Annotated in this window: 15 protein-coding genes; 10 read left to right on the plus strand and 5 right to left on the minus strand. The window is 70.8% G+C overall.

Features of this window, described 5'->3' with window-relative positions; genetic code table 11:
* Positions 1-39: 39 nt before the first annotated feature.
* From QF037_RS35085 to QF037_RS35100, 4 genes are all read left to right on the plus strand, one after another.
* Positions 40-435 carry a winged helix-turn-helix transcriptional regulator gene (locus QF037_RS35085; protein ID WP_307032168.1) on the plus strand — a complete coding sequence of 132 codons (396 nt, stop codon included), beginning with the start codon at positions 40-42 and terminating at the stop codon, positions 433-435.
* Positions 436-452: 17 nt separating this feature from the next.
* Positions 453-1,094 (plus strand): uridine kinase, encoded by a 642-nt coding sequence (locus tag QF037_RS35090; protein WP_307032170.1) that lies wholly within the window; start codon positions 453-455, stop codon positions 1,092-1,094.
* Between the two features lie 94 nt (positions 1,095-1,188).
* Positions 1,189-1,602 (plus strand): PPOX class F420-dependent oxidoreductase, encoded by a 414-nt coding sequence (locus QF037_RS35095; RefSeq protein ID WP_307032173.1) that lies wholly within the window; start codon positions 1,189-1,191, stop codon positions 1,600-1,602.
* Between the two features lie 113 nt (positions 1,603-1,715).
* Positions 1,716-2,144: a CBS domain-containing protein gene (locus tag QF037_RS35100; protein ID WP_307032175.1), complete on the plus strand. Its 429-nt coding sequence runs from the start codon at positions 1,716-1,718 to the stop codon at positions 2,142-2,144.
* Between the two features lie 120 nt (positions 2,145-2,264).
* Here QF037_RS35100 and corA read toward each other — a convergent pair whose 3' ends face one another.
* Positions 2,265-3,392 carry a magnesium/cobalt transporter CorA gene (corA, locus tag QF037_RS35105; protein ID WP_307032177.1) on the minus strand — a complete coding sequence of 376 codons (1,128 nt, stop codon included), beginning with the start codon at positions 3,390-3,392 and terminating at the stop codon, positions 2,265-2,267.
* Positions 3,393-3,645: 253 nt separating this feature from the next.
* On the opposite strand from corA, the gene QF037_RS35110 reads away from it, so the two are divergent.
* Positions 3,646-4,440 carry a methyltransferase domain-containing protein gene (locus tag QF037_RS35110; RefSeq protein WP_307032179.1) on the plus strand — a complete coding sequence of 265 codons (795 nt, stop codon included), beginning with the start codon at positions 3,646-3,648 and terminating at the stop codon, positions 4,438-4,440.
* A 438-nt stretch (positions 4,441-4,878) separates the two neighbouring features.
* Here the strand turns inward: QF037_RS35110 and QF037_RS35115 are convergent, their stop codons facing one another.
* A complete protein-coding gene (locus QF037_RS35115; protein WP_307032182.1) occupies positions 4,879-5,823 on the minus strand; it encodes a carbohydrate kinase family protein in 945 nt (314 codons plus the stop codon).
* Positions 5,820-6,728: a pseudouridine-5'-phosphate glycosidase gene (locus QF037_RS35120; protein WP_307032184.1), complete on the minus strand. Its 909-nt coding sequence runs from the start codon at positions 6,726-6,728 to the stop codon at positions 5,820-5,822. Before QF037_RS35120 ends, QF037_RS35115 begins: the two co-directional genes overlap by 4 nt.
* Before the next feature lie 98 nt (positions 6,729-6,826).
* On the opposite strand from QF037_RS35120, the gene QF037_RS35125 reads away from it, so the two are divergent.
* The gene (locus tag QF037_RS35125; RefSeq protein WP_307032186.1) at positions 6,827-7,255 is read left to right on the plus strand and encodes a VOC family protein; all 429 of its coding nucleotides are present in this window, start codon (positions 6,827-6,829) and stop codon (positions 7,253-7,255) included.
* Positions 7,256-7,388: 133 nt separating this feature from the next.
* Here the strand turns inward: QF037_RS35125 and QF037_RS35130 are convergent, their stop codons facing one another.
* Positions 7,389-7,943 carry a methylated-DNA--[protein]-cysteine S-methyltransferase gene (locus QF037_RS35130; protein ID WP_307032188.1) on the minus strand — a complete coding sequence of 185 codons (555 nt, stop codon included), beginning with the start codon at positions 7,941-7,943 and terminating at the stop codon, positions 7,389-7,391.
* Positions 7,944-8,019: 76 nt separating this feature from the next.
* Positions 8,020-8,892 (minus strand): glycerophosphodiester phosphodiesterase, encoded by an 873-nt coding sequence (locus QF037_RS35135; protein ID WP_307032190.1) that lies wholly within the window; start codon positions 8,890-8,892, stop codon positions 8,020-8,022.
* A gap of 279 nt (positions 8,893-9,171) precedes the next feature.
* On the opposite strand from QF037_RS35135, the gene QF037_RS35140 reads away from it, so the two are divergent.
* The 4 genes from QF037_RS35140 to QF037_RS35155 all read left to right on the plus strand — a co-directional run bounded on the left by QF037_RS35140 (position 9,172) and on the right by QF037_RS35155 (position 15,022).
* Positions 9,172-10,041 (plus strand): MHYT domain-containing protein, encoded by an 870-nt coding sequence (locus QF037_RS35140; RefSeq protein WP_307032192.1) that lies wholly within the window; start codon positions 9,172-9,174, stop codon positions 10,039-10,041.
* A 40-nt stretch (positions 10,042-10,081) separates the two neighbouring features.
* Complete coding sequence (gene uvrB, locus QF037_RS35145) at positions 10,082-12,211, plus strand: excinuclease ABC subunit UvrB (RefSeq protein WP_307032193.1); 2,130 nt, start codon at positions 10,082-10,084, stop codon at positions 12,209-12,211.
* A 163-nt stretch (positions 12,212-12,374) separates the two neighbouring features.
* The gene (locus QF037_RS35150; RefSeq protein WP_046263565.1) at positions 12,375-12,953 is read left to right on the plus strand and encodes a TerD family protein; all 579 of its coding nucleotides are present in this window, start codon (positions 12,375-12,377) and stop codon (positions 12,951-12,953) included.
* Positions 12,954-13,003: 50 nt separating this feature from the next.
* A complete protein-coding gene (locus tag QF037_RS35155) occupies positions 13,004-15,022 on the plus strand; it encodes a TerD family protein (RefSeq protein WP_307032195.1) in 2,019 nt (672 codons plus the stop codon).
* Positions 15,023-15,044 lie beyond the last annotated feature (22 nt).

Genomic DNA, 15,044 nt, shown 5'->3' on the forward strand with positions numbered 1-15,044 from the left:
GGCCGGCTACTTCAACGGTATCGGCGCTAACCTCGACCGATGACCGACTCCCCGGACGGCATCCCTTCGGCTCCGCTGGACCCCGACATGTTCGCCCCTGTCTGCCCTTCCTCCGTGATGCCCTTCAGGGTCGGGGAGAAGTGGACCGGTATGGTCATCCGCTGCCTCGAAGGGGGCCCGCGCCGCTTCAACGAACTCCGGGCCCCGCTCAGGGCCGTCACCCCCAAGGTCCTCGCCGAGACCCTGCGCGCGATGGAGCGCGACGGCCTCCTCACCCGCACCGCGTACGAAGAGAACCCACCCCGCGTCGAGTACGCCCTCACTCCTCTCGGCCGCACCCTGATCCCTCTGCTCGACGCCGCCCGCGCCTGGAGCGAGACCCACCTCCCGCAGCTGCTCGCCGCCCGCCGGCTCCATGAGCGGGACGCGTCCTGACCGTCGGCTGACGCATCATGGGCCGTGTGCGACTCGAAGCGATCACCTGGGAGCGGCTCGGCGACGTGCTGGCCGACCGCCTGCTCGACCTGAAGCCGACCGACGACAGTCCCTGGCCGCGTGTCGCCTTCGACGGCCCTCCCGCGGCCCGCCCGCAGGATCTCGCCGAGCGCGTCTCCGAGGCGCTGCGGATACGCGGCCGTCCTTCGCTCGTCGTCGGCACCCAGGGCTTTCTGCGTCCCGCCTCGCTCCGCCTGGAGTACGGCCGCCAGGACGTGGAGGCGTACTACGACGGCTGGTTCGACACCGGTGCCCTGTGGCGCGAGGTCTTCGGCCCCCTCGAACCGGGCGGCGACGGCCGCGTCCTGCCCGACCTGTGGGACCCCGACACCGACCGCGCCACCCGCAGCCCCTATGTCCGGCTTCCGCCCGGCGGCGTCCTGCTGCTGCACGGTCCCCTCCTGCTGCGGCACTGGTTCCCCTTCGATCTGTCCGTCCACGTCCTCCTCTCCCCGGCCGCCCTGCGCCGCCGCACCCCCGAAGCCGACCAGTGGACCCTGGAGGCCTTCGAGCGCTACGCGGACGAGACCGACCCCGCCGGCACCGCCGATGTCCTGGTGAGGGCCGACGACCCCCGGCACCCGGCATGGGGCGGTTGATCCGGGGTGGTTGACCCGGCACTTCCGGCCGTTCTCCGGAGAAGATCCACTAAACCACTTTTACATGCGCGTGCATCTAACTAGGATGGGTGCCATGACGACCTCCCTGAGCGATCACCTCTCTTTCGACGACTCCGTCCGCGCCCTCCTCGACGGCAAGAACTTCGCCAGCGTCGCCACCCTCGGCCCCGACGGCTCCCCGCAGAACTCGGTGGTCTGGATCAAACGCGAGGGCGACACCGTCCTCTTCTCCTCCGTCGACCACCGGCAGAAGGTCCGCAACCTCCGCCGCGACCCTCGGATCAGCGTCTCGGTCTACGACCTCGCCAACCCCTACACCTCGGTCGAGATCCGCGGCACCGCCGAGATCCTCCCGGACCCGGACAAGCGGCTCCCGCACGACCTGTCGCACAAATACCTCGGCATCGACCCGCCCGCCGAGAACGAGGACGAGGTCCGCGTGATCATCCGCATCCTGCCGCGGAAGATCGTCGGATTCTCGGCCTGAGCGGCTCCCCGGCTTCCGGGTGCGGGGGCCCGGCGGCGCGGCGAGAATGTAGGGCGCCGGGACTAGCGGTGCGCCCCGCGCCGCGCCGGCCGTCCGGCACCGGGAGGTACTTCATGACCACCGCCGGAGACATCATGCACCGCGGCGCCCAGTGGATCCCCGCCCACGAGACCCTGGACCGCGCCGCCCAGCTGATGCGTGAGCTCAACGTCGGAGCGCTACCCATCAGCGACGAGAACGAACGGCTCTGCGGCATCCTCACCGACCGCGACATCGTCATCGGCTGTGTGGCCGTGGGACACGACCCCGCCAAGGTCACGGCCGGTGAGATGGCCCAGGGCACCCCGCGCTGGATCGAGGCGGGCGCCGACGTCGGCGATGTGCTCCGCGAGATGCAGGACCACCAGATCCGCCGGCTTCCCGTCATCGAGAACAAGCGTCTGGTCGGCATGATCAGCGAGGCAGACCTGGCCCAGCACCTGACGGAGGACCAGATCCACACCTGGGCGGAGAGCGTCTACGCGAAGAGCCCGATGCGCTGACCCGCGAGGCGCGGTCGGGGGTGGGCGCGCTGGGGTGGGTGAGAGTGCGCCCGCCTCCGACGGGTGGAGTCCGCCCCGTTCGCCCCTGGCTCCCTCTCCGCCCCCGCTTCCTCCTCGGTTTCAGAGCCAGCCGTTGCGCCGGAAGCCGCGGTACAGCGTCAGACACGCGACGGCTATCACGCCGAGGACCAGGGGATAGCCGAACGCCCAGCGCAGTTCCGGCATGTGCTCGAAGTTCATGCCGTACACCCCGCAGACCATCGTCGGCACGGCGACGATCGCGGCCCAGGCCGTGATCTTCCGCATGTCCTCGTTCTGTGCGACCGAGACCTGGGCGAGGTGTGCCTGAAGGATCGAGTTGAGCAGTTCGTCGAAGGCGGCGATCTGGTCCTTGGCCCGCAGCAGGTGGTCGGACACATCGCGGAAGTAGGCCTGTATCTCCGGGGCGACCGCCCGTATCGGCCGGGTGGAGAGCTCCTCGATGGGCCGGGTCAGCGGGACCACGGCCCGCTTCAGCTCCAGGAGTTCGCGCTTGAGCTGGTAGATGCGCCCCGGGTCGAGCCGTGCGCCGTTCTCGGAGAAGACGTCCGACTCGACCTGGTCGAGGTCGGCCTGCACCAGGTCGGTGACGTGCAGATAGTCGTCGACCACATGGTCCGCGATCGCGTGCAGCACCGCGGCGGGGCCCTTGGCAAGCTGTTGCGGGTCGGCCTCCAGTTCCTCGCGCAGCGGGCCCAGCGAGCCGTGCATGCCGTGCCGGACCGTGATCACGAAGTCCTCGCCGACGAACACCATGATCTCGCCGGTGTTCACCACCTCGCTCGTCGCCGTGAGTTCCTCGTGCTCGACGTAGCAGACCGTCTTGAACACCGCGAACAGCACGTCGTCGTACCGCTCCAGCTTCGGCCGCTGATGCGCCTCGACCGCGTCCTCGACCGCCAGCGGATGGAGCTCGAAGAGTTCCGCGATGCCCGCGAACTCCTGGTCCGTCGGTTCGTGGAGACCGAGCCAGACGAAACCGTCGCCGTGCTTGCGCACCAGCTCCACGGCGTCGACCAGATCGCTGCCGCCCTGGACACGTCCGCCGTCCCGGTACGTCACGCAGTTCACCACGGAGGAACCCAGAGGGGATCGGGCCGGGTGGCTCAGGTCGACGCGTCGGCGCCGCCGCGCCAGCCGCGCCACCTTGCGGAGGCCACCGACCCTGCTGAGGCTCGTGACCTTCCGCAGATTCCCTGCCATGGACATCTGGATCTCCTAGCGTGGATCCCCGCTCACCGCATCTCTGCGCCCTGGCCGGCCAGTCTGCCAGCTCGGGGTGAAAGGCGTGCAAGCCTGTGGGAACAGGATGTTCCGCTTTGTTCCCGCCTGTGGATGACGGGCTTCGGTCGCTGTGACGGCGGAGTGAGGGCCGGTGGTTCCGGCGTGCGTCGTACGGTGGCGTCGGGGCGCCGGAGCGTCGACCCGCAGGGACACGACAGGCAAATGGGATGATCGCGGCATGATGCGAACCGACGGGTATCTCCTCGACAACCAACAGGCCGAGGCCGCAGAGCGCTTCGCCGCCTTCGCCGCCCTCTTCGACCCCACGACGTTCCGCCACCTCGAGTCGTTCGGCATCGGACCCGGCTGGCGCTGCTGGGAGGTCGGCGCCGGCGGCACGTCCGTGGTGTCCTGGCTGGCCAAGAAGGTCGGCCCGACCGGACGGGTCGTCGCGACTGACATCGACACCTCGCGGCTCGCCGCGGCCGCCCGCCCGCCGGTCGAGGTCCGGGTCCACGACGTGGGCACGGAGGAGTCGCCGGGGGAGGGCTTCGACCTCGTCCACGCCCGGCTCGTCCTCGTCCACGTGCCCGACCGGGAACGGGCGTTGCGGTCGATGGCAAAGTCCCTGCGCTCCGGCGGCCGTCTCCTGATCGAGGACGCCGACCCCGCCCTCCAGCCTCTGACCTGCCCCGACGATCACGGCCCCGCCGAGCAGTTGGCGAACCGTCTGCGCCAGGGCTTCCGCCGACTGCTCGCCGACCGCGGCGCCGACCTCTCCTACGGCCGCCGCCTGCCGCGCCTGCTCCGTGAGGCGGGCCTGCACCGCGTGGAGGCCGACGCGTACTTCCCGCTCAGCTCACCCGCCTGCGCGGCCCTGGAGTCCGCCACGATCCGCCAGATCCGCGACCAACTCGTCACCGCGGGCCTCGCCACGGACGACGACATCGACCAGCACCTGGCGAACGTCGCGGCGGGCGGCATGGACCTGGCCACGGCGCCGATGATCTCGGCGTGGGGGCGCAAGGCGTAGGGCGGGGCGGGAATCGGCGTGCGGGAGGGGCCGGAAGCCGCAGCCCATTCGGCTGACGGCGGTCGGAAACGGTCGGCGACAGGTAGCGGCGGGTCGGGCGCCGACAGGGGCGGGAGCCGGGCAGTGAGGGCGGCACCGCTCGGGTCCGGGAGCCGGTGTGGACCGGCCCAGGGCACCGGCCCACCACGGGCCACCACCTCGGCACCATGAGGGATCGGCGGTCCGCTCGGGTCCGGGAGCCGGTGTGGACCGGCCCAGGGCACCGGCCCACCGCGGGCCACCACCTCGGCACCATGAGGGATCGGCGGTCCGCTCGGGTCCGGGAGCCGGCGTGAAGCGGCCCACGGCACCGGCCCACCACCGGCCACCGCCCGCCGCCCGCCGCCCTGAGGGATCGGCGGTCCGCTTCCCACGAGCCGCCACCCCGGTGGCCGGACGTCAGCCGGTCACGGTCGGCGGTCTGCCGCCCAGCCGCTCGACCGCCATCGCCCCCGCCCGGCACCCCTCCCGCGCCGCCGCCTCGGGCTCGGCACCCGTGAGGAGAGCGGCGAGGAACGCGCCCGTGAACGCGTCGCCCGCGCCCGTGGTGTCCCTGGGGGTCGCCGGTACGGCCGGGACCTGGGCGAGCACCTGACCCGAGCGGGCCACCAGCGCACCGTCCGCCCCCTGTTTGGCGACCACCAGCGGGACGTGACGGCTCAGCTTGGCCGCCGCGTCAACCGGGTCGGGCAGCCCGGTCAGCAGCCGCGCCTCGTCACGGCTGGGCAGCAGGACGTCGATCCCTTCCACCAGCGCCAGGAAACGGTCGACGCCGAGTTCCACGAGGAACCCCGTCGACGCCGGATCCAGGCTCACCGGCACACCACGCGCGCGTGCGGCGGCCAAGGCCACTTCCACCAGCGCGCGGCTCGGCTCCGAGAACAGCAGATAGCCCGACAGATGCAGGCGGGCCACCCCGTCGAGCAGCGCGTCCGACCAGTCGTCCGGCTCGAACCGCAGGGCCGCGCCGCTGTCCGTGAGGAACGTCCGCTCGGCCGCGGCACCCGTGTCGACGAGGCAGATCACCGTCCCGGTCGGCGCCTGCGTATCGATGACGAGTCGGGGCCGTACCCCGGCGGTCACCAGCTCCCGCTCGTGCCATGCGGCCGCGTCCGCGCCCACCCGCCCGAGCAGCCGTACCTCGACGCCGCCCCGACGAGCCGCCCAGCAGGCCACGTTGGCCCCAGCGCCGCCCGGCAGCGTCCGGATCGCCGCAGCTGTGTCGGTGCTCGGCGCGAGTGGCCCCCGGTGCCGGGCCACGATGTCGGTGACGACGTCACCGACGACCAACAGCGCACCACCCGGCACCGGTTCGGCCCCGGAGCCGTCCGCCGCGACCGTCACGCCCCGGCCCAGGCCGCCGCGATCCGCCCCGCCAGCCGGACGTTGCCCCGCACCGCCGCCAGATTGGCGCTCAGGGAGGCGCCGTCGGTGTGCCGTACGAGGTAGGAGAGGAGGAACGGCGTGACCCCCTGACCGGTGACCCCCGCCTCCTCGGCGGCACGCAACGCGTCCGCGAGTACGCGCGCGTGGAGCTCCGGGTCCAACTGCTCCGCCTCGGGGACCGGGTTGGCGACGATCAGCGCCGACCCGGGTCCGTCCAGGACGTCCTGAGCCCGCATCACCTCCGCCACCTGCTGCGGGGAGTTCAGAGTCCAGTCCACCGGATGCCCCGAATCGGACAGGTAGAAGCCGGGGAAGCGGTCCGTGCCGTACCCGGCCACCGCCACGCCCAGCGTCTCCAGGCGCTGCAGGGTCGCCGGCACGTCGAGGATCGACTTCACGCCCGCGCAGACCACCGTGATCCGCGTGCACGCCAGCAGCCCCAGGTCCGCCGACTCGTCCTGCGTCACCGTCCACTCCCGGTGCACCCCGCCGAGCCCGCCGGTCGCGAACACCCGCACACCCGCCAGCGCCGCCAGCTGTGCCGTCGCCGACACCGTGGTCGCCCCGCTAGCCCCGGCGGCCACCGCGAGCGGCAGGTCACGATGGCCCAGCTTGCGGATCCCGTCCTCGTTGGCCACCCGCTCCAACTGCTGCTTGTCCAGGCCGACATGGGGCCGTCCGTCCAGCACCGCGATCGTCGCGGGTACGGCACCCTCCTGCCGTACGACGTCCTCCAGCTCCAGCGCCACCTGCAGGTTCCGCGGCCGCGGCAACCCGTGGGCGATGATCGTGGACTCCAGGGCCACCACGGGTCGACGCGCGTCGACCGCCTCGCGCACTTCCTCCGACAACACCAGCACCACGCGCCTGCCTCCTGTCGATGGGTCCTCCCTGATCTCTGGCGGGCAGCACACCCGGCCAAACCCTTGCGGGCCGTGGGGGAGGACATCAGCCTGGGGACATGACGGACAACGCCACACGTCTCGACCATGTCGTCCTCTGGGTGCACGACCCGGTGGCGTCGGCCGACTTCTACGAGAAGGCGGTCGGCATGGAACCACTGAGGATCACCGACTACGCCGCGGGAGCGGTGTCCTTCCCCTCCGTACGACTCAATGACGAGACCATCTTCGACCTGATGCCGCTCACCATGACGGAACGCATGACGATGCTCCCCGGCGCCACCGAGAGCTCGGGCCATCCCGTCAACCATGTCTGCCTGGCCCTGCCCGGCGACGACTTCCAGGCACTCCGCGTCCGCCTGGAGGAACAGTCGGTCCCCGTCTCGGACTTCTCCTACGACTCCTTCGGCGCCCGTGGCATGGCCCGCCGCAGCTTCTACTTCCGCGACCCCGACGGGAACGTCTTCGAGGCCCGCCACTACGAGTAGCGAAGCACGGCGAGGGGGCTCACCCGTGCGCGGCCCCCTCAAGAGGTGTCAGACCGCCCGAGCCCGAGCCGCGGCTTTCGCCGGCCTTCGCGCGGGGACGGATCCGTCACGCTCTCCGGTTCAGAACAGCGGTTCAGAACAGCGGTTCCGGAAGCACCCCTTCCAGGGCGAGCAGCTTCCGCTTGGTCTCCAGACCGCCCCCGAACCCGCCGATGCCGCCGTCGCGCTCGACGACGCGGTGGCAGGGCACGACCACCGGCAGTGGATTGGCGCCCATCGCCGCCCCCACGGCCTGGGCCGCCCCCGGCTGGCCGACCCGTCCGGCCAGGTCCCCGTATCCCACGACACTGCCGAACGGCACCCCGGACGCCAGCTCGCGCAGCACCTCACGGTTGAAGCCGGAGATCAGCGACCAGTCCAGCGGCAGCTCGAAGTCGTGCCGCGCGCCCGCGAAGTACGCCTTCACCTGGCGTATCGCCTCGGCCAGCAGCGGGGAGCCGGGTGCTTCCACGGGCTCGGTGCCCAGCCGGGACGCCAGCCGGTCGAGTGCGCGCTCGCGCACCGCCTCGGTGGCGTGGAACACGACGTTGACCAGACCCTCGCGGGTCGCGGCCAGCAGCAGCGGACCGATGTCGGTGTCCATCACGGCCCACACGACCTGCTGCTCGGACTGCCCATGGCTGTTCATGCGACCCACCGTACGACCCGCCACTGACAACGCCCGGCGTGCGCCCGGAGCACGGCACCCCCGGGCGGGACAGCTCTCAGGGCGCTCCCACCGCGTTCCGCACCACGTCCGGCGTGTTCGTGATGATGCCGTCGACGCCGTACCTCGCGACCCGCCTCGCGGTGGTGGCGTCGTTCACGGTCCAGGTGAAGACCTCCAGCGGCTTGCCGTGCGCCCCCGTGAACGCCTGGACGGCGGAGACGTACCCGGTGGAGATGGTGCTGTGCGACGGGTTGATCTGGTCGGTGAACTGCGCGTAGCCGGGCAGGTCCGCCACGTTCGGCGTGCCGAGCAGACCGGTCCTGACGTCGGGCTTCAGCTTGTGGACAGTGCGCACCGTGTCCGCGCTGAAGCTCTGCACGATCAGCTTGGACCGGTGCTGCCGGTCGAGCCAGCTCTCGTTGGCGAGGACCTTGAGGGTCTGCTGCTCGATGCCCGGGTAGAGCTCGGGATTCTTGATCTCCAGCAGCAGCTTCTGGTGGTTGCGGTCGACGCGGCGCACGTACTGCTCCAGGGTCGGCACGCGCGTGCCCGCGTAGGCGGGGCCGAACCAGCTTCCGGCGTCGAGGCGCGCGATCTCGGCCGCTGTGAAGTCCTTCACCTTCCAGGGCGCCCGGTCGGGGAAGACCTCCTCGACGTCGGTGGTGCGCCGCAGGTTGTCGTCGTGGATGACGACGAGCTTGCCGTCCCGGGTGCGCTGGACGTCGTTCTCGACCCAGCGGATGCCCAGCCCGGCCGCCTTGTCGACGGCGGCCAGGGTGTTCTCGGGGGCGTAGGCGGACCCGCCCCGGTGGGCGATGACCGTCGGCGGGTCGCCGACCTCGACGGCGCGGACGTCGGAGGCGGGGAGCAGGAGAGTGGCAGTCCCCAGGAGCGCGGAGGTCGTGGCGGCAACTGCGCGCGCGTGCATGCTGACTCCTTGCGGCGAGCGATCACGGACAGCTCAACTGTGACAGCAGAGGGCCAACAGCAGGGGGGTACAGAATGGCCACAGATTGAATGAGGTTGCCCAACTCCGCTCACTGGTGCCGCACAACTGCGGCAGGGACGTGTTTCTTTGCAGGAAAATCGTTCGACCATTCCGGTGGGGGTCATACTCTCTGCCTCGGCCCTGACCGCTCGGGCGGTCCTGGGAGGGGGCGCATTTCAGCACATTCGGGGACGCAAGAGGGCGGGAAGGACACCGCGCATGCAAGGCACGGTCGACGGATTCAGCTACGGACTCGTCACACCGCTGGTGGCCTACCTCATGGCTTGCCTGGGAGGTGCCCTCGGTCTGCGCTGCACCACCCGGTCCATGCTCGTCTCGAACTCCTGGAGACCCGGCTGGCTGGCCCTCGGATCCGCGGCCATCGGTTCCGGCATCTGGACCATGCACTTCGTCGCCATGATGGGCTTCACGGTCAAAGGCGCGCCGATCCACTATGACAAGCCGACGACCTTCGCGAGTCTCGGCGTCGCCATAGTCATGGTGGGCGTCGGGATCTTCATAGTCGGCTACCGGGGCGCGAGCGGAACGGCCCTGTTCACCGGCGGCACCATCACCGGCCTCGGGGTCGCCTCCATGCACTATCTCGGCATGGCCGGAATGCGGTTCAACGGAAAACTGGAATACAACACGCTCACCGTGGGCGCCTCCGTCGTCATAGCCATGTGCGCCGCCACCGCGGCCCTGTGGGCGGCCGGCCAGGTCAGAGGCTTCCTGTGGAGTGTCGGCGCGAGTCTCGTCATGGGGCTCGCCGTCAGCGGTATGCACTACACCGGCATGGCGGCCCTCAGCGTCCACCTGCACGGCGTCGGCGGCGCCCCCTCCTCGGGCGACTCGCCCGCCGGGCTGCTCGCGCCCATGATGGTCGGCCCCCTGGCCTTTCTGCTGATCGCCGGCGTCGTCGTGATGTTCGACCCGCTCATGGTCATGGGCAAACCCGAGTGGACCCCCACCGAGAACAAGCCGGGCATCCCGGCCCACGCCGACGCCCCGCACCCCCCGCGCGGTGCCGCGATCCGCCCCCGCCGAGGCGTCGGCCACCGCAGCTCCCGCACCCCGCAGAACCGCTGATCGGACCGCGTTGTCAGTGGGGGGTCGTACGGTGGACTCCATGCGGCCCGTTTCCCAGATCGAACGCACGGTGGCGCCTTTCGAGGTCGTCAGTCCCTACCAGCCCAGCGGTGACCAGCCGGCGGCCATCGCCGACCTGGCCAAGCGCATCGAGGCCGGTGAGAAGGACGTCGTCCTCCTCGGTGCGACCGGCACCGGCAAGTCCGCCACCACCGCGTGGATGATCGAGAAGCTCCAGCGGCCCACCCTGGTGATGGCCCCGAACAAGACCCTGGCCGCCCAGCTGGCGAACGAGTTCCGGGAGCTGTTGCCGAACAACGCGGTCGAGTACTTCGTCTCGTACTACGACTACTACCAGCCCGAGGCCTACGTCCCGCAGTCGGACACCTACATCGAGAAGGACTCCTCGATCAACGAGGAGGTCGAGCGCCTGCGCCACTCCGCGACCAACTCGCTGCTCACCCGCCGTGACGTCATCGTGGTCGCCTCGGTCTCCTGCATCTACGGCCTCGGCACCCCGCAGGAGTACGTGGACCGCATGGTCCCCCTCAGGGTCGGCGACGAGATCGACCGCGACCAGCTGCTGCGCCGCTTCGTGGACATCCAGTACACGCGCAACGACCTGGCCTTCAGCCGCGGCACCTTCCGCGTCCGCGGGGACACCATCGAGATCTTCCCGGTCTACGAGGAACTCGCCGTCCGCATCGAGATGTTCGGTGACGAGATCGAGGCCCTGTCCACCCTCCACCCGCTCACCGGCGAGATCATCAGCGACGACCGGCAGCTGTACGTCTTCCCGGCCTCCCACTATGTCGCCGGCCCCGAGCGTCTGGAGCGGGCCGCCAACGACATCGAGAAGGAGCTGGGCGAGCGCCTCACCGAGCTGGAGAAGCAGGGCAAGCTGCTGGAGGCCCAGCGTCTGCGCATGCGAACGACGTACGACCTCGAGATGCTTCGCCAGATCGGCTCCTGCTCCGGCGTCGAGAACTACTCGATGCACTTCGACGGCCGCGAGCCCGGCTCCCCGCCGAATACCCTGCTGGACTACTTCCCGGACGACTTCCTGCTCGTCATCGACGAGTCGCATGTCACGGTCCCGCAGATCGGCGCCATGTACGAGGGCGACGCGTCCCGCAAGCGCACCCTCGTCGACCACGGCTTCCGGCTGCCCTCCGCCCTCGACAACCGCCCACTGAAGTGGGAGGAGTTCCAGGAGCGGATCGGACAGACCGTCTACCTGTCCGCGACACCGGGCAACTACGAGCTCTCCCGCGGGGACGGCGTCGTCGAGCAGATCATCCGCCCGACGGGCCTCATCGACCCGGAAGTCGTCGTCAAGCCCACCGAGGGCCAGATCGACGACCTGGTGCACGAGATTCGCAAGCGCACCGAGAAGGACGAGCGTGTCCTGGTCACCACGCTCACCAAGAAGATGTCCGAGGACCTCACCGACTACTTCCTGGAGCTCGGCATCCAGGTCCGCTATCTGCACAGCGACGTCGACACCCTGCGCCGCGTCGAACTGCTGCGTGAGCTGCGCTCCGGCGAGTACGACGTCCTGGTCGGCATCAACCTCCTGCGCGAGGGCCTCGACCTGCCCGAGGTGTCCCTGGTGGCCATCCTCGACGCCGACAAGGAGGGCTTCCTGCGCTCCGGCACCTCCCTGATCCAGACCATCGGCCGCGCGGCGCGCAATGTCTCCGGTCAGGTCCACATGTACGCCGACAAGATCACTCCGGCGATGGCGAAGGCCATCGACGAGACCAACCGGCGCCGGGAGAAGCAGGTCGCGTACAACACGGCGCACGGCATCGACCCCCAGCCGCTCCGCAAGAAGATCAACGACATCGTGGCGCAGATCGCCCGCGAGGACATCGACACCGAGCAGCTGCTCGGCTCCGGGTACCGCAAGCAGAAGGACGGCAAGGCCGCCAAGGCCCCCGTGCCCTCTCTCGGCGGCAAGGCGGCCAAGGGCACCAAGGGCAAGGCCAAGGAGACCGTGCCCACCGACCGGCCCGCTGCCGAGCTCGCGGGGCAGATCGAGGAGATGACCGAGCGCATGCGCGCCGCCGCCGCCGACCTCCAGTTCGAGATCGCGGCCCGGCTGCGCGACGAGGTCTCCGAGATGAAGAAGGAACTGCGTCAGATGAGGGAGGCCGGCCTGGCCTGACGGGCGCCCCGCTCCCTCTCCCGCCCCGCCGCGAACGCGCTGTGTTGCAAGACCGACACAAAGTGCGGACCTGGGTAGCGGCACTGTCAGTGCCACTGCGTAGGGTTCTGGTCAACCGCGGAGCCCGCGGTAACAGGGGACAGTTCGAGAGGGGAATCAGCGCGTGACCGTCAACATGACCAAGGGTCAGGCCATCAGTCTGCAGAAGAACGATGGCGGCAGCCTGACTTCGGTGCGCATGGGTCTCGGCTGGCAGGCGGCTCCCCGTCGCGGCCTGTTCGGCTCGCGCACCCGGGAGATCGACCTCGACGCCTCCGCTGTCCTGTTCGCGGACAAGCAGCCGGTCGACGTCGTCTTCTTCCGCCACCTGGTGAGCGACGACGGCTCGGTGCGCCACACCGGCGACAACCTCGTCGGCGGTGTCGGCCAGGGTGGCGACGACGAGGCGATCCTCGTCGACCTGGCGCGCATCCCGGTCCACATCGACCAGATTGTCTTCACCGTGAACTCCTTCACGGGCCAGACCTTCCAGGAGGTGCAGAACGCGTTCTGCCGCCTGGTCGACGAGACCAACGGCCAGGAGCTGGCGCGCTACACGCTCGCGGGCGGTGGCGCCTACACGGCCCAGATCATGGCGAAGGTGCACCGCACGGGCCCCGGCTGGACGATGACGGCCCTGGGTACCCCGGCCAACGGCCGTACCTTCCAGGACCTGATGCCGGCGATCCTGCCGCACCTGTAAGCCGCGCGAGCGGTACCCGACACCGAACAGCGACACAGGGGGACGAAGGCATGACGGCCGAGCTGGTGCGGGGGCAGAACCACCCGCTCTCCCAGGCCCGTCTCGAGATCCGGGTCTCGGCCGACAAGCCGATCGTGGCCGGAGCCGCGTTGAGCGACGAGCACGGCAAGGTCCACGGTGCGGAGTGGGTGGCCCACCCGGGCACACCCACCCTGCCGGGCCTGGAGGTCTCCCGGCAGGCAGCCGCCGACCACCGCCTCGCGGTGGACCTCGGCGCCATGCCGGAGGCGGTGCACCGGATCAGTGTGCTGCTTGCCCTGCCCACGGGAGTGGCGGGCCCGGTCCGCTTCGGCGGCCTGGCCGCCCCCTTCGTCGCGGTCACCGGCCTCGACGGCAGCGAGGTCGCCAGCTACACCATCACCGGCCTGGAGGCGGAGTCCGCCGTCGTCGCCCTGGAGCTCTACCGCCGGCAGGGCGCCTGGAAGGTGCGCGCCGTCGGCCAGGGGTACGCCGGCGGCCTCGCCGAACTCCTGGCGGACCAGGGCATGCCGGAGGCCCACACGCTCGCCGGCAGCATCAACGAGGCCGTGGTCCAGGGACTGGCCCGCTCCGTACCGGCCCCGCCGCGCACCGCCGACGGCGACCGTACCCGGCAGACGGCCGCCCCGGCACCCGGCCCGGACCAGGGGGGTACGGCATCTCAGGGCGCCGTACCACCGCAGCCGCCGACATCGCCCTACGGCGCCCAGGGGCCCGGCCAGCCCACCTCTCCCTACGGCGCGCAGGGCGCCCAGCAGGGCTCCACGGACCCGTCCGGGGCCACCCAGCCGTCCACACCCACCGCGGGCGGCCCCGTCGACTACAGCCACCCGAGCCGGCAGACCACCGCACCGCCGCCGCCCCCGCCGATCGCGCCCCCGGCCCAGCCCGGGCAGCCCCAGCAGCCCGTCGCGGGGGACGCGACCGGCTGGTCCATGGACGAGCGGCTCTACAACCAGGTGTGGGGCATGTTCGAGGACCTGGCCCGCAGCATGGCCGCGTACCGCAGCGCCGTCGACTTCGCCGAGTCGCGCATGGAGAAGGAGCTCGACCAGGTCCTGTCCGACCCGCGCAGCCGGATCGGGGGCCAGGGCGACGCCGCGCGCGAGGCGGCCCGCGCCAAGCACGCCCAGCTCGTCGACCAGGCCCAGGCGGTCCTGGACCGCGACCTCGCGCAGCTCGCCGCCGAGGCCGATGTCGTGGAACCCGCACTGCCACCGGCGTACGCCCGCTGGGACAACCCCGTCTGGCACGGCTACCGGGTGCCGATGGAGATCCCCATGGCCCTGCGCCTGGGCGACCTGCACCTTCCCGAGGCCCCGCAGGTGAGCATCCCGATGCTGGTCAGGCTTCCGCTGGAGCGCGGACTGTGGATCGACAGCGGGCGGGCCGGCACGATCGACGGCTCGTACACCGACTCCCACGAAGTGAAGCGTCTGGCCATGGACACCGCGGTGGCGGTCGCGGCGCGGCTGCTCGCCGTCTATCCCGCGCGCGAGTTCACCGTGCATGTCATCGACCCGGCGGGCTCGGGCGGACAGGCGCTGGTGCCGCTGGTGCAGAGCGGTGTGCTCGCGGCCCCGCCCGCCGTCGGCGCGGCGGGTGTGGCGGACGTCCTGGCCCGGCTCACCCAACGGGTCGACCTGGTGCAGATGGCGGTGCGCGGCGGTGCGCCCGACGCGCTCCCGCCCGGCTTCGACACCGCCGAGCAGCTCCTGATCGTCAACGACTTCCCGCACGGCTTCGACGACCGTGCCGTGACCCAGCTGCGCTACCTCGCCGACGAGGGCCCGGCGGTCGGTGTCCATCTGATGATGGTCGCGGACCGCGAGGAGGCCTCCGGGTACGGTCCGCTGCTCGACCCGCTGTGGCGTTCGCTGATGCGACTCACACCTGTTCCCGACGACCATCTCGCCGACCCGTGGGTGGGGCATGCCTGGACGTACGAGCCCTCGCTCGTGCCGGCGGGCAGCCAGGTGCTCCAGCAGGTGCTTCAGCAGGTGTCGGCAGCTCGCACCAAGTACACGTAAAGTCGCCTGACCAGGCACCTTG

The sequence above is a fragment of the Streptomyces canus genome, from assembly GCF_030815415.1.
GTDB lineage: Bacteria > Actinomycetota > Actinomycetes > Streptomycetales > Streptomycetaceae > Streptomyces > Streptomyces canus_F.